Below are 19481 nucleotides of genomic sequence, written 5' to 3'. Positions count from 1 at the left end.
CAGCTCGTAGCTTGAAGCGTGCAGCTGTTCCCAGCTACCGGAGGGACCATGAGCTACGTTATCGACCGACGCCTGAACGGCAAGAACAAGAGCACGGTCAACCGCCAGCGCTTTTTGCGGCGGTACCGCGAACACATCAAGAAGGCCGTCGAAGAGGCGGTGAGCCGCCGTTCCATCATGGACATGGAACATGGCGAGCAGATCAGTATTCCCGGTCGCGACATCGACGAACCGGTGCTGCACCATGGTCGCGGGGGCAAACAGACCATCGTGCATCCCGGCAACAAGGAATTCACTGCAGGTGAACACATCCCAAGGCCGCAAGGCGGTGGGGGTGGCGGCGGTGGCCGTGGCAAGGCCGGTAATTCCGGCGAAGGCATGGACGAATTCGTCTTCCAGATCACTCAGGAAGAGTTCCTCGAATTCATGTTCGAAGACCTCGAACTGCCCAACCTGGTCAAGCGTCACCTGACAGGCGCCGACACCTTCAAGACCGTGCGCGCCGGTATCGCCAATGAAGGTAACCCATCGCGCATCAATATCGTGCGTACCCTGCGCTCGGCCCATGCCAGGCGTATCGCCCTGACCGGAAGCAGCCGCGCACTGCTGCGCGAAGCACAAAAGGAACTCGCCCGCCTGCGGGTCGAAGAACCGGACAATTTCACCGATATCCAGGAAGTCGAACAGGAAATCGAACGCTTGAAGGCGCGCATCAACCGCCTGCCCTTCCTCGATACCTTCGACCTCAAGTACAACCTGCTGGTCAAGCAGCCCAACCCCAGCTCGAAGGCGGTGATGTTCTGCCTGATGGACGTGTCCGGCTCGATGACCCAGGCCACCAAGGACATCGCCAAGCGCTTCTTCATCCTGCTGTACCTGTTCCTCAAGCGTAACTACGACCGCATCGAAGTGGTGTTCATCCGCCACCACACCAGCGCCCGGGAAGTCGACGAGGAAGAGTTCTTCTACTCGCGGGAAACGGGCGGCACCATCGTTTCCAGCGCACTCAAGCTGATGCAGGAGATCATGGCTGAACGCTACCCGGCCAGCGACTGGAACATCTATGCCGCGCAGGCCTCCGACGGCGATAACTGGAACGACGACTCGCCCATCTGCCGCGAGATCCTCTCCAAGCAGATCATGCCGCATGTGCAGTACTACACTTACGTCGAGATCACTCCCCGTGAGCACCAGGCGCTGTGGTATGAATACGAACGCATCGGTGAAGCCTACCCCGATACGTTCGCTCAGCAGCAGCTGGTATCGGCCGGCGACATCTACCCGGTCTTCCGTGAACTCTTCCAGCGCAGGTTAGCCACATGACCGCCAGAGCACAGAGACGCCAACCCATTTCCACCGGGTCCGAGTGGACGTTCGAGCTGATCCAGACCTACGATCGGGAAATCAGCCGCCTGGCCGAGCGTTACGCCCTGGACACCTACCCCAACCAGATCGAGGTGATCACGGCCGAGCAGATGATGGACGCCTACGCCTCGGTCGGCATGCCGCTGGGCTATCACCATTGGTCCTACGGCAAGCAGTTCCTCAGCACAGAAAAGTCGTACAGCCGTGGCCAGATGGGCCTGGCCTACGAGATCGTGATCAACTCCGACCCGTGCATCGCCTACCTGATGGAAGAAAACACCATGTGCATGCAGGCACTGGTGATCGCCCATGCCTGCTACGGGCATAACAGTTTCTTCAAGGGCAACTACCTGTTCCGCACCTGGACTGACGCCAGTTCGATCATCGACTACCTGGTGTTCGCCAAGCAGTACATCGCCCAGTGCGAAGAGCGTCATGGCATTGATGCAGTGGAAGACCTGATCGACTCCTGCCATGCCCTGATGAACTACGGTGTCGACCGCTACAAGCGGCCCTACCCCATTTCTGCCGAGGAAGAGCGGCGTCGGCAACAGGAGCGCGAGGAGCACCTGCAGCGCCAGATCAATGACCTGTGGCGCACCATTCCGAAAAGCGCGGAAAAGGGTAACGACCGCGATGACGGGCGTTTCCCCGCCGAACCTCAGGAAAACATCCTGTATTTCATCGAGAAAAACGCCCCGCTGCTTGAACCCTGGCAGCGCGAAGTGGTGCGCATCGTGCGCAAGATAGCCCAGTACTTCTACCCGCAGCGCCAGACCCAGGTAATGAACGAAGGCTGGGCGACGTTCTGGCACTACACCCTGATGAACGACCTGTACGACGAGGGGTTGATTACCGAAGGCTTCATGATGGAGTTCTTGCAGTCGCACACCAGCGTGGTGTTCCAGCCTGGCTTCGACAGCCCGTACTACAGCGGCATCAACCCGTACGCATTGGGCTTTGCCATGTACACCGACATCCGCCGCATGTGCGAAAACCCGACCGAGGAAGATCGCCGCTGGTTCCCCGACATTGCCGGCAGTGACTGGCTTTCTACCATCAAGTTCGCCATGAGCAGCTTCAAGGACGAAAGCTTCATCCTGCAGTACCTGTCACCCAAGGTGATGCGCGACCTCAAGCTGTTCAGCATTCTCGATGACGACCAGCGCGACGACCTGCTGGTGCCCGCGATTCACGATGAAGCCGGGTATCGGGTGATTCGTGAGCAACTGGCAGCACAGTACAACCTGGGCAACCGTGAACCGAACGTGCAGATCTGGAGCGTCGACCGCCGTGGCGACCGCTCGCTGACCCTGCGCCACCAGCAGCACAACCGCAAACCGCTGGGCGACTCGACCGATGAAGTGCTCAAGCACCTGCACCGCCTGTGGGGCTTCGATATCCACCTGGAAACCGTGCAAGGTGAGCAGGTGATGAAGACCCATCACATGCCGCCGCGTGGCGAGCATGGCGAAAGCGCGGACTACGGGCGCATGGACCTGGCGGTCATCCACCACCTCTAGTGCAACGCCATGACGGCCGACAGGTTATCCTGTCGGCAGTTATGGAGAGCTGCACATGCACATCTACAAAGTCGGCGGCGCCGTGCGCGACCGCCTGCTCGGCCGCCCGGTCAGCGATATCGACTGGCTGGTGGTGGGCGCCACCGTCGAAGAAATGCTCGCCAAAGGCTATCGGCCGGTCGGCGCCGATTTCCCGGTGTTCCTGCACCCGAAAACCGGCGAGGAATACGCGCTGGCGCGCACCGAGCGCAAGAGCGGGCGCGGCTATGGCGGTTTCACCTTTCACGCCAGCCCTGACGTGACCCTGGAAGAAGACCTGATCCGCCGCGACCTCACCATCAACGCGATGGCCGAGGATGAGGCGGGCACGGTGTACGACCCTTTCCACGGCAAGGACGATCTCGATCAACGCCTTTTACGCCACGTTTCCCCGGCGTTTGCCGAAGATCCTTTGCGTGTGCTACGCGTTGCCCGCTTTGCTGCCCGCTATGCACCACTGGGTTTCCGGGTTGCCGACGAAACCCTGGAGCTGATGCGTCAGATCAGTGCCTCTGGCGAGCTGCAGGCCTTGACTGCCGAACGTAGCTGGAAGGAAATCGAGCGGGCGCTGATGGAAGCCCAACCGCAGGTGTTCTTCCAGGTGCTGCGCGCGTGCGATGCCCTACAGGAGCAACTGCCCGAGCTTCTAGACGATTCCCAGGCCCTGGCGGCGCTGGAGCAAGCAGGTTTACACAAGCAGCCACTGCACATACGCTGGGCCTGCCTGCTGCATGGGCTGGAACCAGCATCGATCAAAGCCGTCAACCAGCGCCTCAAGGCGCCGCGGGAATGCCAGGAATTGGCACTGCTGACAGGGGAATGCCTGGCACAGGGCAATCATGCGCTGGATTTACCTGCTGCGGCACTGCTGGAGCTGTTGCAAAAGTTCGATGTGTATCGGCGACCGCAGCGGTTCGAGGACTTCATTGCCACGTGCGAGATGGTGGCGCTGGGTGATGGCAAGGAGGGTTATCCACAGGCAGCTTATCTGCGGGGTGCATCCACCGCAGCGCGAGCGGTGGATGTGAAGCCCTTGGTGCAGGCCGGGCTGACGGGCCAGGCACTGGGCGAGGCGCTAAAGGCTGAGCGATTGAAGGCGATTGAAGCCTACATCGGTGTTGCAGAAGGGTGATTTTTCGGCTGCCCGTACTGGCCCTTTCGCGGCTAAAGCCGCGAAAGGGCCAGTACAGACTTATGCCGGTGTCAACTGCAACCCACGCCATTCAAAGGCGACCGGCGCCAACATCTGATCGATCTGCGCCTCTTGCCACAACTTCGCCATGGTCTTGCCCGCCCCCGGATGCACCAGCTCAGGCGCCAGCAACGACAATGGCCACAGCACAAACGCGTTCTTCAGGATCTCGGCCCTGGGCAGCACCAGCCCATCGAACGTACCGTGCAAATCGTCATACATCAGCACGTCGATATCCAGCGGCAACCCTTTACGGTCCGGCGCATAGCGGCCATTGTCGGCCTCGATGAACTTCAGCCGGCGGTCCAGCTCTATCAAGGGCAACGCGGTTTGCCCGGTCACCACAAAGTTGATGAATGGCCCGCTCTTGATCCCCACCGCCTGGCTTTCGAACGCCGGTGAGCAGCGCATGTCGGTCAGGATGCCCGCCAGGGCATCGAGCCCGGCGCACAAATGCGCCTCGCGGTCGATGTTGCTGCCAAGGCCCAGGTAAACCGTGCTCAGAGACATCCGCGCTCGATCTCCACGCCTACACCACCTCGGGCCGCCGGCACCGCCCCCGGCTTGGTCAGTTTCAACCGCACCCACGGGATCTGGAACTCTTCCATCAAAGTGGCCACCAGGCGCTCGGCAAAGGTTTCCACCAACTCGAAGCGCGCCTGCTCGGCAAACGCCTGGACGCGCGCCGACACGCTGGCATAGTCCAGCGCCAGGCTCAGGTCGTCACCCGCCGCCGCCGGGCGGTTGTCCCAGGCAAAGCTCAGGTCCAGGCGCAAGCACTGGCGAATATCCCGCTCCCAGTCATAGGCACCGATGACGGTATCGACTTCCAGGCCTTCGATGAACACTCTGTCCAAGCACTTCTCTCCACAGCACGACAAGGGCGACTGGCGCCGTTAGAATCAGGGCGTCCTCGCCCGGAATAGTTAGCATGTTTTGGTTACTGGCGTTGCTCGCCTACCTGCTCGGCTCGCTGTCCTTCGCCATTGTCCTCAGCCGCCTTTCGGGCAGCCCGGACCCGCGTTCCAGCGGCTCAGGCAATGCCGGCGCCACCAACATGCTACGCCTGGCAGGCCGTAAACTGGCGATCCTGACCCTGCTTGGCGACCTGTGCAAGGGCCTTTTGCCGGTATTGCTTGCCCGCTTTGCCGGGCTGGACCTGCACGCGCAAGCCTGGGTAGGCGTATGTGCGGTGCTGGGCCACCTGTTCCCGCTGTATTTCTGCTTCCGCGGTGGCAAAGGCGTAGCCACCGCCGCCGGCATGCTCATGGGCCTGTACTTCCCGGCCGCGCTGCTGGCCATCGGCGCCTGGCTACTGACGTTTTACCTTACCCGTACCAGCTCGCTGGCGGCGCTGATTGCCACGCCACTGACCTTGCCATTGCTGGCCTGGCGCGAGCCGGAAGCCCTGCTACCGATCACCGTGCTGACGGTGATGATCGTGTGGCGCCACCGCAGCAACCTGCGCGACCTGTTTGCCGGGCGCGAACGGCACTTCTGAAACCTACAGCGGCGGCAACTGTTCCATCGGCCAGCGTGCCTGCACGCTGATGGCCAGGTCCTGCTGCTGCCCGGCCAACAGGCGCTGGCAGCCGGCGTAAGCGATCATCGCGCCATTGTCGGTACAAAACTGTGGCCGCGCGTAGTACACGTTGCCCTTGATGCTGCCGAGCATGTCCTCGAGGGAGGCCCGCAACGCCTTGTTGGCACTCACGCCACCGGCGATGACCAGGCGCTTGAGGCCAGCCTGCTTGAGCGCCCGCTTGCACTTGATGGTCAAAGTCTCCACCACCGCCTGCTGGAATGCCAGGGACACGTCGCAACGGGTTTGCTCACCGTCGTCGCCAGCATCCTTGCATTGCTGCCAGGTGTTGAGGGCAAAGGTTTTCAGGCCGCTGAAGCTGAACTCCAGGCCCGGGCGATCAGTCATCGGCCGTGGGAAAACGAAACGCCCAGGCACACCCTTTTCAGCAAGGCGCGCGATTTCCGGGCCACCGGGGTAGTTGAGACCGATCAGCTTGGCGGTCTTGTCGAACGCCTCACCGGCAGCGTCATCCAGGCTCTCGCCCATCAGTTCGTACTGGCCGATACCATCGACCCGAACCAACTGGGTATGCCCGCCGGAAACCAACAAAGCGACGAACGGAAACTCCGGTGGGTTTTCTTCCAGCATGGGCGCCAGCAAGTGGCCTTCCATGTGGTGTACGCCAATTGCCGGAATGTCCCAGGCAAAGGCCAGTGCCTGGGCGCAGGAAGCACCCACCAGCAATGCACCGACCAGGCCAGGGCCTGCGGTGTAGGCGATGGCGTCGATCTCGGTGGCGACGCAACCGGCCTCGTCCAGCACCTGGCGGATGAGCGGCAGCATGCGCTTGACGTGGTCACGCGAGGCAAGCTCGGGCACCACACCGCCAAACACGCGGTGCAGGTCGATCTGGCTGAACAGTGCGTCGGCCAACAAACCGCGTTCACTATCGTATAATGCGACACCAGTTTCGTCGCAGGATGTTTCCAATCCCAGTACTAGCATGGGTTCGTCCCTTGTGGGGGCTGAATTCGAAGCCGCGCATGATAGTCCCCGTGTCGGATGCCGACCAGCGGTTTTCGATCAGAGGCTTTGCATTCCGGCTTGCTAAGGGTTAACATCCGCAACCCTTGAAAACCGACGTTCTCCAGCACACCTTTGTTTTGCCAGGAGCACGTCTACCCCGGTAATGAATTAAGGTAGCCCTGGATGCCAGCCGTCAAAGTTAAAGAGAACGAACCCTTCGACGTAGCTCTGCGTCGTTTCAAGCGCTCCTGCGAAAAAGCCGGTGTACTGGCTGAAGTTCGTAGCCGCGAGTTTTACGAGAAGCCGACCGCAGAGCGTAAGCGCAAAGCAGCTGCCGCTGTTAAGCGTCACGCCAAGAAAGTTCAGCGCGAACAGCGCCGCGCCGTTCGTCTGTACTAATACAGGCGTTCAACGCAAAGCTTCTGCCCTGCCCGGCTAACCGCCGGGCGATGGCAGTGGTCGCTTCAAACTTGAGCAGCTAGCTCAAGGCCCTGCACAAGCGTCATGCGAACTGCACATGGGCAACCTGCCTGAAACGTCAGAGCTGGTCCTTCTTGCTGTATGACCAGACGTGCACGTCCGACTGACGGGCCCTCAAGGGCCGGCGACGAGCACACTCCCTCGCACTTCCCCAAGCAACACTCGCCCCATTCGGCGCGTGAGCGATTAGACTTGCCAGTTGCCAGATGACGAGACTGCCATGGCCGGGCTGATTCCCCAGAGCTTCATTGACGACCTGATCAACCGCCTCGACATCGTCGATGTGGTGAGTTCGCGCGTCCAGCTGAAAAAAACCGGCAAGAACTACTCCGCCTGCTGCCCGTTCCACAAGGAGAAAACCCCCTCCTTCACGGTCAGCCCCGACAAGCAGTTCTACTACTGCTTCGGCTGCGGCGCAGGCGGCAACGCCCTGGGCTTCGTCATGGACCACGACAACCTGGACTTCCCCCAGGCCGTCGAGGAACTGGCCCGCGCAGCCGGCATGGAAGTGCCCCGCGAACAGGGCCGCCGCGACCACAAGCCGCGCCAGCCCACCGACTCGCCACTGTACCCGCTACTGGATGCCGCCTCGGAGTTCTACCGCCAGGCCCTGCGCAGCCACCCGACCCGCAAGGCGGCGGTGGATTACCTCAAAGGCCGCGGCCTGTCCGGGGAAATTGCCCGCGACTTCGGCCTGGGATTTGCCCCGCCAGGCTGGGACAACCTGCTCAAGCACCTGGGTGCCGACACCCTGCAGCAGAAAGTGATGATCGACGCCGGCCTGCTGATCGAGAACGCCGAAAGCGGCAAGCGTTACGACCGCTTCCGCGACCGGGTGATGTTCCCGATCCGCGACAGCCGTGGGCGCATCATCGCCTTCGGCGGCCGGGTACTCGGCGACGACAAGCCCAAGTACCTGAACTCCCCGGAAACCCCGGTGTTCCACAAGGGCCAGGAACTGTACGGGCTGTACGAGGCGCGCAAGCACAACCGCAACCTCGACGAAATCATCGTCGTCGAGGGCTACATGGACGTCATCGCCCTGGCCCAGCAAGGCTTGCGCAATGCCGTGGCCACCTTGGGCACCGCCACCAGCGAAGAGCACCTCAAGCGGCTGTTCCGCGTGGTGCCCAGCGTGCTGTTCTGCTTCGACGGCGACCAGGCCGGGCGCAAGGCCGCCTGGCGTGCGCTGGAGTCGACCCTGTCGAACCTGCAGGACGGCCGCCGCGCGCGCTTCCTGTTCCTGCCCGAAGGCGAAGACCCGGATAGCCTGGTGCGCGCCGAAGGCACCGATGCCTTCATGGCCCGTATCAACCAGCACGCCCAGCCCCTGGCCGACTACTTCTTCGAACAGCTGAGTGTCGAAGCCGACCCTCGCTCACTGGAAGGCAAGGCGCACATGGCGACCCTGGCCGCACCGTTGATCGAAAAGATCCCTGGCGCCAACCTGCGCCAGTTGATGCGCAACCGTCTGAAGGAAATCACCGGCCTCGACCCGCAGCAGGTCGAGCAACTGGCGCAACAGGCACCCGCGGCCAACAGCGTGCCGGACTACGACCCTGGCTACGACTACGACGCCATGGCCAGCTACACCCCCGACTTCGGCGACATGCCGCAGCACGACTACGCCCCTGTTCATCAGGAACAGGAGTGGAAGCCGAACAAGGGCGGCGGCAAGAAGCAATGGAGCGACAAGCCCTGGGACAAGAACCGCAAAGGCGGCAAACCCTGGCAGCAACGCGACGAAGCGCCGCCACGCGTACCGGCCCCGGTCGAGCCACCCACCCTGGCGGCCTTGCGCACCCTGCTGCACCACCCGCTGCTGGCCGGCAAGGTGGAAGACGCCAGCCATTTTGCCGACGAAGAACATCTGTACAGCCAGCTGCTGGTGGCGCTGATCGAAGCCGCGCAGAAAAATCCTGGGCTAAGCTCAATGCAGTTGATCGCACGTTGGCACGGCACCGAACAGGGCCGCCTGCTGCGGGCGCTGGCAGAAAAGGAATGGCTGATCGTGGCCGACAACCTTGAACAACAGTTTTTCGACACTATAACTAGCTTGTCCGCCCGCCAACGCGAGCGCAGCCTGGAACAACTGCTCAGGAAATCACGTCAAAGCGAATTGACCAGCGAGGAAAAAACCCAGCTCCTCGCCCTGCTGAGCCGGAATGTTCCCGCACAAACGCCGACCTCATCTGGCGCGTGAGGCCCATGCTCGGGTATAATCCTCGGCTTGTTTTTTGCCCGCCAAGACCTTCAGTGGATAGGGTGTTATGTCCGGAAAAGCGCAACAGCAGTCTCGTATCAAAGAGTTGATCACCCGCGGTCGTGAGCAGGGCTACCTGACTTACGCGGAGGTCAACGACCACCTGCCTGAGGATATTTCAGATCCGGAACAGGTGGAAGACATCATCCGCATGATCAACGACATGGGGATCAACGTATTCGAGAGTGCTCCGGATGCGGATGCCCTTCTGTTGGCGGAAGCCGACACCGACGAAGCCGCGGCCGAAGAAGCCGCTGCTGCGTTGGCGGCAGTTGAAACCGATATCGGCCGCACGACCGACCCGGTGCGCATGTACATGCGCGAAATGGGTACCGTCGAGCTGCTGACCCGCGAAGGCGAAATCGAAATCGCCAAGCGTATCGAGGAAGGCATCCGTGAAGTCATGGGCGCCATCGCCCACTTCCCGGGCACTGTCGACTACATTCTCGGCGAATATGACCGCGTCACCACCGAGGGTGGCCGTCTGTCGGACGTTCTCAGCGGTTACATCGACCCTGACGACAACATCGCTGCACCGACCGAAGAAGTGCCGATCCCTGGCACCAAGGCCGCCGCTGCGAAAGAAGAGGCCGACGACGACGAAGAAGAGTCCGAAGGCGGTGACGACGAGGAAGAGGCCGAAAGCGGCCCTGACCCGGTCGTCGCAGCCCAGCGTTTCGGTGCGGTATCCGAGCAGCTTCAGGCGACCACCAAGGTCCTGAAGAAAAACGGTCGTACCCACAAGGAAAGCGTCGAGGCCCTGCAGGCCCTGGCCGACCTGTTCATGCCCATCAAGCTGGTACCGAAGCAGTTCGAGGTACTGGTCGAGCGTGTACGTGATGCCCTGAACCGCCTGCGCCAGCAAGAACGCGCCATCATGCAGCTGTGCGTGCGTGACGCCCGCATGCCGCGTGCCGACTTCCTGCGCATGTTCCCAAGCAACGAAACCGACCAGACCTGGAGCGGTGACCTGGCCAAGCGCAACACCAAGTGGGCTGCTGCCCTGGGTGAAAAGGACGCCGCCATCGTTGCCTGCCAGCAGAAGCTGATCGACCTTGAGACCGAAACCGGCCTGACCGTTGCCGAGATCAAGGAAATCAACCGTCGCATGTCGATCGGTGAAGCCAAGGCCCGCCGCGCCAAGAAAGAAATGGTCGAGGCGAACTTGCGTCTGGTGATCTCCATCGCCAAGAAGTACACCAACCGTGGCCTGCAGTTCCTCGACCTGATCCAGGAAGGCAACATCGGCTTGATGAAAGCGGTGGACAAGTTCGAATACCGTCGCGGCTACAAGTTCTCGACCTACGCCACCTGGTGGATTCGTCAGGCGATCACCCGTTCGATCGCCGACCAGGCACGCACCATCCGTATTCCGGTGCACATGATCGAAACGATCAACAAGCTCAACCGTATTTCCCGCCAGATGCTGCAGGAAATGGGCCGTGAACCGACCCCGGAAGAGCTGGGCGAGCGCATGGAAATGCCTGAGGACAAGATCCGCAAGGTATTGAAGATCGCCAAAGAGCCGATCTCCATGGAAACCCCGATCGGTGACGACGAAGATTCGCACCTGGGCGACTTCATCGAGGACTCGACCATGCAGTCCCCGATCGACGTTGCCACGGTCGAAAGCCTCAAGGAAGCCACCCGCGACGTGCTCTCGGGCCTGACCGCACGCGAAGCCAAGGTGCTGCGCATGCGTTTCGGTATCGACATGAACACCGACCACACCCTCGAAGAGGTGGGCAAGCAGTTTGACGTAACGCGTGAGCGTATCCGTCAGATCGAAGCGAAGGCGTTGCGCAAACTGCGCCACCCGACTCGCAGCGAGCACCTGCGCTCCTTCCTCGACGAGTGAAGACAAACCCCGGCCCAGGCCGGGGTTTTTCTTTAGTGGCCCGAAACATAAAGCCCGGCTTCCACTGCACATCTGCCGCAATGCCCGTCTACACTCGACTTCAGACCACCTGAATGCGAGGCTGCCATGTCCTTGAAGCCGGCCATTCTGTTGCTGCTCCTGATGCTGTGGAACACAACGGCCGGCGCCCTGACCCTGACAGACGAGGAAAAAGCCTGGCTGGCTGCCCACCCGCAGCTAAGCCTGGGTGTCGACGCCTCTTGGCCACCGTTCGAGTTTCGCGACCAGGAGGGCCGGTACCAGGGATTGGCCGCCGATTACATCGCCATGATCCAGCAACGTCTGGGTGTGACGCTAAAACCGGTCGAACCCAGTAGCTGGACCGAGGTATTGGCGCAGGCGCGCGAAAGCCGTATCGACCTGCTGCCCGGCATCATGTCTACCCCTGAACGCCAGGGCTACCTGGCTTTCACCCGCCCATACCTCGACTTTCCCATTGTCATCCTTGCCCACAAAGGCGGCGCACAGCCGCGCAAACTGGAGGACCTGTACGGCCTGAAAATCGCTGTGGTCGAAAACTACGCCCCCCACGAGTTGCTGCGCACCCACCACCCGGACCTCAACCTGGTCGCACTGCCCAATGTAAGCTCCACGCTGCAGGCCTTGGCCACCGATCAGGTAGATGCCGTCGTCGGCGACCTCGCTTCCAGCATCTGGAGCCTGCGCCAGCTCAAGCTCGACGGCCTCTACGTCAGTGGCGAAACGCCCTATCGCTACCAACTGGCGATGGCCGTCCCCCGCAGCAACCACGTACTGGTCGGTATTCTCGACAAAGTGATGGCCGACATGAGCAGCAGCGAAGTCAGCCAGATACAACAGCGCTGGGTAGGCAATGTGGTCGACCAGCGGATGTTCTGGTCCGACCTGCTGGTGTATGGCCTGCCAACGGTGTTGTTGCTGATGGCCGTACTGGCCGTGGTGATCCGCATCAACCGCCGCCTCAGTTCGGAAATTTCACGGCGCATTGCCTTGGAGCAGGAGCTGCGCAGCAGCGAATACCACTACCGCGGCTTGATAGAAAGCCTGTCGGCCATCGCCTGGGAAGCCGATGCCAACGACTTCACCTACAGCTACGTTTCGCCGCATGCCGAAGACCTGCTCGGCTACCCCCTGAATGACTGGCTCAAGCCTGGCTTCTGGCGCAGCATTCTGCACCCGGAAGACGCCCTCTGGGCCCAGGCCTACTGCGACAGCGAAACTGCAGCCGGGCGCGACCACAGCCTGGATTACCGGGTAATCCGGGCCGACGGACAACCCCTCTGGGTACGCAACATCGTCAGCATGATCAAACACGGCCACCAACCGGTGATGCGCGGGCTGATGATCGACATCAGCGAAACCAAGCGCACCGAAGATGCCCTGCGTTTGTCCGAACAGAAGTTCGCCTCGGTGTTCCAGCAGTGCCCCGATATTTTGCTAATCGCCCGTCACAGTGACGGTTGCCTGTTGGAGGTGAACGAAGCTTTCGAAGAACAGATCGGCCTGACCCCAGGCCAGGTGATTGGCCGTACCGCCACCGACCTCAACCTGTGGGGTGTCGAAGGCAGCGGCCCGCGGGTGCTCGAACGCCTGCACCAGGGCGGTATCCGTAACCTTGAAATGAGCTTCCGCCGCAGCAACGGCCAACTGTTCACCGGCCTTACCTCGGCCGAAACCTTCGAGCTCGACGGCACCCCGGCGCTGGTGGTGGCAGTACGCGATATCAGCCAGCTCAAGGAAACCCAGGAACAGCTGCAAACCTCGGAAGAGAAGTTCGCCAAAGCTTTCCACGCCTCGCCCGACGGCCTGTTACTGTCGCGCCAGAGCGACGGTTTGCTGCTGGAGGTGAACGAGGGCTTCTGCCGCCTCACCGGCTATGACCTCAACCCGACCATCGACCAGACCTCGCTGGACCTGGGTATCTGGGTCGACCTCAACGAGCGCAAGCGCCTGGTCGACCAGCTCAACCGCGACGGCTTCGTGCGCGACTTCACCTGCCACATCCGCCGCAGTGACGGGCAGATCCGCCTCTGCGAGCTATCCGCCAGGCCCCTGCCGATTGCCGGCGTCGATTGCATGCTGACCATTGCCCGCGACATCACCGAACGCCATCTGATGCAGGAAAAGCTACAACTGGCGGCCACCGTGTTCGAAAACACCGCCGAAGGCGTGCTGATCACCGACATCGACCAACGTATCAGTGCCGTCAACCGCGCCTTCAGCGAAATCACCGGCTATAGCGAAATCGAAGCCCTTGGCCAAACCCCGCGCCTGCTCGCTTCCGGCCAACACGACAGTGCCTTCTACGCCGCCATGTGGCACCAGCTTACCGACGAAGGCCACTGGCAAGGCGAGATCTACAACAAGCGCAAGAACGGCGAACTGTACCCCGGCTGGCTGACCATCAGTGCGGTGCGCAACAACGAGCGCGAGATCACCCATTTCGTGGCCGTGTTTGCCGATATTTCCAGCCTCAAGCACGCCCAGGCCAAGCTCGACTACCAGGCCCACCACGACCCGCTGACCGGCCTGCCCAACCGTGCCCTGTTCGAGAACCGCCTGCAGGCCGTGCTTACCTGCGCGCAAGTATCAAACCGCCAGGGCGCGGTGCTGTTCCTCGACCTCGACCGCTTCAAGCACATCAACGACAGCCTGGGCCACCCGGTCGGCGACCTGCTGCTCAAAGGCATCGCTCAGCGCCTGAAGGAGCAGGTGCGTGACGTCGACACCGTGGCCCGCCTGGGCGGCGACGAGTTCATCATCCTGCTACCTGGCCTGCACAAGCCCAGTGACGCCAGCACCATCGCCAACAAGCTGCTGGCCTGCTTCGTCGCGCCGTTCCAGGCCGGTGAGCACGAGTTCTTCACCAGCGCCAGTATCGGCATCAGCCTGTACCCACAGGACGGCACTGATGTCGCGACACTGATCCGCAACGCCGACGCGGCCATGTACCGCTCCAAGGCCAAAGGCCGCAACCGCGTCGAAGCCTACACCCGCGACCTCACCGCTCAGGCCAGCGAGCGCATCGCCCTTGAGCACGAGCTGCGCCGCGCCGTCGAACGCAACGAAATGAGCCTGTGCTTCCAGCCCAAGCTCAGCCTCAAGACCCAAAGCCTGGTAGGCGCCGAGGCGCTGATCCGCTGGAGCCACCCCACCTTTGGTGAAGTACCGCCAGAGCACTTCATCCACCTGGCGGAAGAGAACGGCACCATTCTCCAGCTCGGCGACTGGGTGCTGGAGCAAGCCTGCCGGCAGATGCAGGCCTGGAAGCAACACTACGAACCGTTCGGCCCGCTGTCGATCAACCTCGCCGGCGCCCAGCTACGCCACCCACACCTGGCCCGACGCATCGAGCAACTGCTCAAGCAGCACCAGCTCAAGGCCGGCGACTTGCAGTTGGAAATCACCGAAAACTTCATCATGAGCCAGGCAGAAGAGGCCTTGGCCGTGCTGTACCAGCTGAAAAAACTGGGCGTGCAGTTGGCCATCGACGACTTTGGCACCGGCTACTCATCACTGAGCTATCTCAAGCGCCTGCCGCTGGACATCCTCAAGATCGACAAATCGTTCATCCGTGGCCTGCCTGACGACCCACACGACGCTGCCATCGCCCGTGCGATCATCGCCCTGGGCCGCAGCATGCAACTGGCGATCATTGCCGAGGGTGTTGAAAACCAGGCCCAGCAGCGTTTTCTGGCAGCGGAGGGGTGCGAGCAGATCCAGGGCTACATCGTCAGCCTGCCACTGCCACCCGAGGAATTTGCGGCCGCGTTTCTTCGCATAGCACTATCGGATCTTTCAGATGGCACAGGTGCGAAACCCTCGTTATAATCCGGCCACTTACTGAGGGCCTATAGCTCAGTCGGTTAGAGCAGAGGACTCATAATCCTTTGGTCCACGGTTCGAGTCCGTGTGGGCCCACCAGATATGAAAAAGCCGCGCAATTGCGCGGCTTTTTTGTGCCCGTTGTCTTTTTAGGTATCGCGCCCGTTTCTTCGAGGCATGTCCTGCCGCTGCGCTTACCACATCAGCCATCCGCAACGCTTCCCCCCTTCATTGCCAGGGCGACTGTCCTAGGCACAGGCTTCTCGCCGCTTCGGTAGTAAGCCAGCAGGCGCCAGCTCAAACCCAGCTCCTGAGCTGCACGATCCAACGTCAACCCATGCTGGGCCATCCAGTTCCAGATAAGCTCATGCGAACACTCCCCTGCTTGTTCGACCGCGCGTACGCGCAGGTTGGCGGCAGCAAGCTCAAGATTGTCGTCACCTGCCCGGATGATCGTGTCGTTGCACTCACCCATTGCAGCCGGTGCGAATACCTTAGGGTCGGCAAGAGGAGCCAAAGATGCGTGTTCCGGATGATTTCATCCAGAGCCACAGTGAGTTGCTGCCTGTCCGCAAAGGTTAGTCGCAAGGTACTCGCGGGCGTAGCAACGACCTCGCTCTACTGAAAATGATTGGTGATCATGGGTTCGGTTCCGAACTCCGCCTCATGAGCGGACCATTCTCGACCTTACAACGGCTAATACCGCAGGGATTAATCGTTAGATTTTGTGAGCCCTTACTCGCCTATCGGCCGCATCTCGACCTGCCTCTGGTTGTAGAAGACCATCCCAGTCGGAATATCCCGCGTAACCAGCGACATCGCGCCAATCACCACGTCGTCACCAATAACGATGCGATCAGCAACGATGCAGCTGTTCGCACCCATGCTCACGTTGTCGCCAATGCGCAGCGCGTACTCCTCCAGCCCGAGCGTCTTGATGCCGATAGAGCAGTTCTGGCGAATGAAGAAATTGCGCCCGATGCTGACATGCCGGGTAATCACCACCCCCGGCAGGTGCGCGATGCGCAGGCCGGGCGCGATTTGTGCGCCGATGTCGATGTCCACCGCGTACTTGAGGTTGAGCCGTTGTTGCATGCGCCGAGCGTGACGCCGGGCCAGGCCGCCGCGAGCATCGAGGTATTGGGCCAGGCGGTAGGCAAAGAGAAAGCGCAGTTTGTTGTCCTTGCGTGCGCGGCGCAGTACGTTGAACAGCAGGCTGATACGGCGTCCTGGCCTTTTCTTGTTGGAGACTTCCAGTCGCCAGCATTCGAGCAGGTTGTCGAGGTTCACGCTCAGGTTCTCGTTGGACTAGCGTTTCATCATGCCGAAGGCCCAGCCTTCAGGCCAGCGCGGTCGCTGTAGATGCGGTCTTGCCCTGATTGGCAGTCGCTCGATAGGCTAGCAGGCCAACCGTAGAGACTCGCCATGTCGGATTCCCGCTCCATCACGCTGGATGAAATCGATCGCCAGCTGATCGCCCTGCTGCAAATCAACGCCCGCGAAAGCGTCGCCACCCTCGCCCGCCAGTTGGGTATCGCCCGCACCACCGTCAATTCGCGCCTGGAGCGTCTGGAGAAGAACAAGGTCATCTCCGGTTATGGCGTACGTCTGGGTCAGCGGGTGCTGGGAGGCGGGCTGCAGGCGTATGTGGGGATCAAGGTGCAGCCGCGCTCCGGCAAGGAAGTGGTGCGGCGCTTGAGTGCCATGGGCCAAGTGCAGCAGCTGTGCGCAGTGAGCGGCGAGTTCGACTACGTGGCCTGGCTGCTTACGGATTCACCCGAACAGCTGGACCAGTTGCTCGACCAGATCGGCAGTGTCGACGGGGTGGAGAAGACCACCACGTCGATCATTCTCAGCAGCAAGGTGGACCGGGGGCAGCCGCTCTGATCAATCAGGCCTCCTGGCCGTCGAGCAGCCCCTCCAGAATCGCCGAAAGGCTCTCGGCAGAATGCTGCATCGACCAGACGATGTCTCGGCTACGCTCGGGGGCGTGGTGCTGGGCGTAGTCAGTGACAATCTGGTTGAGGCCACGGGCCAGCAGGCAGGCGTGGACTAGAGCGTCGGCGGGGTCGATGCCAGGACGGATGGCAAATAACGGCGGGTGGCTGGATTCGCAGTTACAAAAGGGTTTTTCAGCGGTGGCTTGCAGTTTTACAGGTTGATCGGGCAAACGGTCAGTCATGGTATAGCCTCCAGATCACAGGGATGACTGGCGGCCAATCGCTCCCTTCTCACGGGAATTGGGTGGCAGCCATGCGCGAGGTGAGAACCGGCGAACTTGGAGGCGCATACCCGGCCAGGCAAAGCCTGCCCGCGCACAGCTGCCTTAGCAGTGCGCCTCTAGCTGCTCACACCCCGTCCAACGTGTACTTATGCCCGCCGGAGAGGCCGCGTGAGGCCCAGGTGCTTGTCTTGCAATTTACTGCGCCTATCAGATCGAGCGCCGCGCGGGCGGCGCTCGATCTGATAGGCGCAGCAAATCGCACTACAAACACTTCGTCATAAATAACTTTAAACTTATGTTTTCGACGAAAAGCAATACATTAAGACACCAATATGCACCTTAATTACGATTCCCCTACTCCTTAAAATGACCTCCAGCCATCTCCTATACTCAGGCTCCGCCACCCGCGCAGCCCCTCTGGCAAGGTCATTTCATGAACAAGAAAAACCGCCACCCCGCCGACGGCAAAAAGCCCATCACCATCTTCGGCCCGGACTTCCCCTTCGCTTTCGATGACTGGCTGGAGCACCCCGCAGGCCTGGGCAGTATTCCGGCTGAGCGCCAGGGTGAAGAAGTGGCCATCGTGGGTGCCGGTATTGCCGGCCTGGTAGCGGCCTACGAGCTGATGAAGCTAGGCCTAAAGCCGGTGGTGTACGAGGCCTCCAAGCTGGGCGGCCGGCTGCGTTCGCAAGCCTTCAATGGCACCGACGGGATCATCGCCGAGCTGGGCGGCATGCGCTTCCCGGTGTCGTCCACTGCCTTCTACCACTACGTGGACAAGCTGGGCCTGGAAACCAAGCCTTTCCCCAACCCGCTGACCCCAGCCTCGGGCAGCACCGTGATCGACCTTGAAGGCCAGACCTACTACGCCGAAAAAACCACCGACTTGCCCAAGCTGTTCCACGAAGTGGCCGACGCCTGGGCCGATGCGCTGGAAAGCGGTGCCCAGTTCGCCGACATCCAGCAAGCCATCCGCGATCGGGATGTACCGCGCCTTAAAGCGCTGTGGAACAAGCTGGTCCCACTGTGGGACGACCGCACGTTCTACGACTTCGTCGCCACCTCACGTTCGTTCGCCAAACTGAGCTTCCAGCACCGCGAAGTGTTCGGCCAGGTTGGCTTCGGCACCGGTGGCTGGGACTCGGACTTCCCAAACTCGATGCTGGAAATTTTCCGCGTGGTGATGACCAACTGCGACGACCACCAACACCTGGTCGTCGGCGGTGTGGAGCAGGTACCGCAAGGGATCTGGCGCCATGTGCCGGAGCGCTGCGCCCACTGGCCGGAGGGCACAAGCCTGAGCGGCCTGCATGGCGGTGCACCGCGTACCGGGGTCAAGCGCATCGCCCGCGCTGCTGACGGCCGCCTGGCGGTTACCGACAACTGGGGCGACACTCGCCACTACGGCGCCGTGCTCGCCACCTGCCAGACCTGGCTGCTGACCACCCAGATCGACTGCGAGGAATCACTGTTCTCGCAAAAGATGTGGATGGCCCTGGACCGCACCCGCTACATGCAGTCATCGAAGACGTTCGTCATGGTCGACCGGCCATTCTGGAAGGACAAAGACCCGGAAACCGGTCGTGACCTGATGAGCATGACCCTCACTGACCGCCTCACCCGCGGCACCTACCTGTTCGACAACGGCGACGACAAGCCGGGGGTGATCTGCCTGTCCTATGCGTGGATGAGCGATGCGCTGAAAATGCTGCCGCATCCGGTGGAAAAGCGCGTGCAGCTGGCCCTGGATGCGCTGAAGAAGATCTACCCGAAAACCGATATCGCCGGGCACATCATCGGCGACCCGATCACCATTTCGTGGGAGGCTGATCCGCACTTCCTGGGCGCCTTCAAGGGCGCACTGCCGGGTCATTACCGCTACAACCAGCGCATGTACGCACACTTCATGCAGCAGGACATGCCCGCCGAGCAGCGCGGCATGTTCATCGCCGGTGACGATGTATCGTGGACACCCGCCTGGGTGGAGGGCGCAGTGCAAACATCGCTGAATGCGGTGTGGGGTATCATGAACCACTTCGGTGGCCACACCCACCCGGACAACCCAGGCCCAGGCGATGTGTTCGATGAAATCGGCCCTATTGCCCTGGCAGACTGAATCAAG

General features: G+C 61.4%; 16 protein-coding genes and 1 tRNA gene. 11 read left to right on the top strand and 6 right to left on the bottom strand.

The window, feature by feature from the left end; genetic code table 11:
- Positions 1-48: 48 nt before the first annotated feature.
- The 3 genes from FHW75_RS22275 to FHW75_RS22265 are packed head-to-tail and all read left to right on the top strand — an operon-like array spanning position 49 to position 4059.
- A complete protein-coding gene (locus FHW75_RS22275; protein WP_025754030.1) occupies positions 49-1323 on the top strand; it encodes a YeaH/YhbH family protein in 1275 nt (424 codons plus the stop codon).
- Positions 1320-2888 (top strand): SpoVR family protein, encoded by a 1569-nt coding sequence (locus FHW75_RS22270; protein WP_019097138.1) that lies wholly within the window; start codon positions 1320-1322, stop codon positions 2886-2888. The genes FHW75_RS22275 and FHW75_RS22270 overlap by 4 nt, the downstream gene beginning before the upstream one ends.
- A 55-nt stretch (positions 2889-2943) precedes the next feature.
- Positions 2944-4059 (top strand): hypothetical protein, encoded by a 1116-nt coding sequence (locus tag FHW75_RS22265; RefSeq protein ID WP_025754031.1) that lies wholly within the window; start codon positions 2944-2946, stop codon positions 4057-4059.
- Positions 4060-4119: 60 nt separating this feature from the next.
- Here the strand turns inward: FHW75_RS22265 and folK are convergent, their stop codons facing one another.
- Together folK and folB are read right to left on the bottom strand one after the other, a co-directional pair.
- Complete coding sequence (folK, locus tag FHW75_RS22260) at positions 4120-4629, bottom strand: 2-amino-4-hydroxy-6-hydroxymethyldihydropteridine diphosphokinase (RefSeq protein WP_025754032.1); 510 nt, start codon at positions 4627-4629, stop codon at positions 4120-4122.
- Positions 4620-4976 (bottom strand): dihydroneopterin aldolase, encoded by a 357-nt coding sequence (folB, locus tag FHW75_RS22255; protein ID WP_016715761.1) that lies wholly within the window; start codon positions 4974-4976, stop codon positions 4620-4622. Before folB ends, folK begins: the two co-directional genes overlap by 10 nt.
- Before the next feature lie 74 nt (positions 4977-5050).
- Between folB and plsY the strand changes: the two genes are divergently transcribed.
- On the top strand, positions 5051-5620 hold the full coding sequence (gene plsY / locus FHW75_RS22250) for a glycerol-3-phosphate 1-O-acyltransferase PlsY (protein WP_016715760.1): 570 nt from the start codon (positions 5051-5053) through the stop codon (positions 5618-5620).
- Positions 5621-5623: 3 nt separating this feature from the next.
- Here plsY and tsaD read toward each other — a convergent pair whose 3' ends face one another.
- Entirely contained in the window at positions 5624-6649 is a 1026-nt protein-coding gene (gene tsaD / locus FHW75_RS22245; protein ID WP_019097141.1) for a tRNA (adenosine(37)-N6)-threonylcarbamoyltransferase complex transferase subunit TsaD, read from the bottom strand.
- A gap of 204 nt (positions 6650-6853) precedes the next feature.
- Between tsaD and rpsU the strand changes: the two genes are divergently transcribed.
- The 5 genes from rpsU to FHW75_RS22220 all read left to right on the top strand — a co-directional run bounded on the left by rpsU (position 6854) and on the right by FHW75_RS22220 (position 15234).
- Positions 6854-7069 (top strand): 30S ribosomal protein S21, encoded by a 216-nt coding sequence (rpsU, locus tag FHW75_RS22240; protein WP_003255575.1) that lies wholly within the window; start codon positions 6854-6856, stop codon positions 7067-7069.
- A 301-nt stretch (positions 7070-7370) separates the two neighbouring features.
- A complete protein-coding gene (dnaG, locus tag FHW75_RS22235) occupies positions 7371-9353 on the top strand; it encodes a DNA primase (protein ID WP_019097142.1) in 1983 nt (660 codons plus the stop codon).
- Positions 9354-9420: 67 nt separating this feature from the next.
- Entirely contained in the window at positions 9421-11271 is a 1851-nt protein-coding gene (rpoD, locus tag FHW75_RS22230) for an RNA polymerase sigma factor RpoD (RefSeq protein ID WP_019097143.1), read from the top strand.
- A 126-nt stretch (positions 11272-11397) separates the two neighbouring features.
- The gene (locus FHW75_RS22225; RefSeq protein WP_027610116.1) at positions 11398-15141 is read left to right on the top strand and encodes a bifunctional diguanylate cyclase/phosphodiesterase; all 3744 of its coding nucleotides are present in this window, start codon (positions 11398-11400) and stop codon (positions 15139-15141) included.
- Between the two features lie 16 nt (positions 15142-15157).
- Positions 15158-15234, top strand: a tRNA-Ile gene (locus FHW75_RS22220).
- A 103-nt stretch (positions 15235-15337) separates the two neighbouring features.
- Here FHW75_RS22220 and FHW75_RS22215 read toward each other — a convergent pair.
- Both FHW75_RS22215 and FHW75_RS22210 read right to left on the bottom strand, forming a co-directional pair.
- Positions 15338-15652, bottom strand: a complete 315-nt coding sequence (locus FHW75_RS22215) for a hypothetical protein (protein WP_260308832.1) — start codon at positions 15650-15652, stop codon at positions 15338-15340.
- Positions 15653-15870: 218 nt separating this feature from the next.
- On the bottom strand, positions 15871-16425 hold the full coding sequence (locus tag FHW75_RS22210) for a serine acetyltransferase (protein ID WP_027610117.1): 555 nt from the start codon (positions 16423-16425) through the stop codon (positions 15871-15873).
- A 135-nt stretch (positions 16426-16560) separates the two neighbouring features.
- Here FHW75_RS22210 and FHW75_RS22205 point away from each other — a divergent pair, with 135 nt between their 5' ends.
- Positions 16561-17022, top strand: coding sequence for an Lrp/AsnC family transcriptional regulator (locus tag FHW75_RS22205; RefSeq protein WP_016484597.1), 462 nt, complete (start codon positions 16561-16563; stop codon positions 17020-17022).
- Positions 17023-17026: 4 nt separating this feature from the next.
- Here FHW75_RS22205 and FHW75_RS22200 read toward each other — a convergent pair whose 3' ends face one another.
- Positions 17027-17317, bottom strand: a complete 291-nt coding sequence (locus FHW75_RS22200) for a hypothetical protein (protein WP_183674587.1) — start codon at positions 17315-17317, stop codon at positions 17027-17029.
- A gap of 475 nt (positions 17318-17792) precedes the next feature.
- Here FHW75_RS22200 and FHW75_RS22195 point away from each other — a divergent pair, with 475 nt between their 5' ends.
- Positions 17793-19475, top strand: a complete 1683-nt coding sequence (locus FHW75_RS22195) for an NAD(P)/FAD-dependent oxidoreductase (protein WP_016714578.1) — start codon at positions 17793-17795, stop codon at positions 19473-19475.
- Positions 19476-19481 lie beyond the last annotated feature (6 nt).

This window comes from Pseudomonas sp. OG7 (assembly GCF_014192825.1).
Taxonomy (GTDB): Bacteria; Pseudomonadota; Gammaproteobacteria; order Pseudomonadales; family Pseudomonadaceae; genus Aquipseudomonas; species Aquipseudomonas monteilii.
The sequence above is the reverse complement of the archived record's forward strand: the minus strand, read 5'-3'. Positions and strand labels throughout refer to the sequence as shown.

Excerpts from the sequence above, each read along its gene's own strand:
- FHW75_RS22275 (WP_025754030.1), top strand. The coding sequence starts at position 49 with ATGAGCTACGTTATCGACCGACGCCTGAACGGCAAGAACAAGAGCACG.
- FHW75_RS22270 (WP_019097138.1), top strand. The coding sequence starts at position 1,320 with ATGACCGCCAGAGCACAGAGACGCCAACCCATTTCCACCGGGTCCGAG.
- FHW75_RS22265 (WP_025754031.1), top strand. The coding sequence starts at position 2,944 with ATGCACATCTACAAAGTCGGCGGCGCCGTGCGCGACCGCCTGCTCGGC.
- folK (WP_025754032.1), bottom strand. The coding sequence starts at position 4,629 with ATGTCTCTGAGCACGGTTTACCTGGGCCTTGGCAGCAACATCGACCGC.
- plsY (WP_016715760.1), top strand. The coding sequence starts at position 5,051 with ATGTTTTGGTTACTGGCGTTGCTCGCCTACCTGCTCGGCTCGCTGTCC.
- tsaD (WP_019097141.1), bottom strand. The coding sequence starts at position 6,649 with ATGCTAGTACTGGGATTGGAAACATCCTGCGACGAAACTGGTGTCGCA.
- rpsU (WP_003255575.1), top strand. The coding sequence starts at position 6,854 with ATGCCAGCCGTCAAAGTTAAAGAGAACGAACCCTTCGACGTAGCTCTG.
- dnaG (WP_019097142.1), top strand. The coding sequence starts at position 7,371 with ATGGCCGGGCTGATTCCCCAGAGCTTCATTGACGACCTGATCAACCGC.
- rpoD (WP_019097143.1), top strand. The coding sequence starts at position 9,421 with ATGTCCGGAAAAGCGCAACAGCAGTCTCGTATCAAAGAGTTGATCACC.
- FHW75_RS22225 (WP_027610116.1), top strand. The coding sequence starts at position 11,398 with ATGTCCTTGAAGCCGGCCATTCTGTTGCTGCTCCTGATGCTGTGGAAC.
- FHW75_RS22205 (WP_016484597.1), top strand. The coding sequence starts at position 16,561 with ATGTCGGATTCCCGCTCCATCACGCTGGATGAAATCGATCGCCAGCTG.
- FHW75_RS22200 (WP_183674587.1), bottom strand. The coding sequence starts at position 17,317 with ATGACTGACCGTTTGCCCGATCAACCTGTAAAACTGCAAGCCACCGCT.
- FHW75_RS22195 (WP_016714578.1), top strand. The coding sequence starts at position 17,793 with ATGAACAAGAAAAACCGCCACCCCGCCGACGGCAAAAAGCCCATCACC.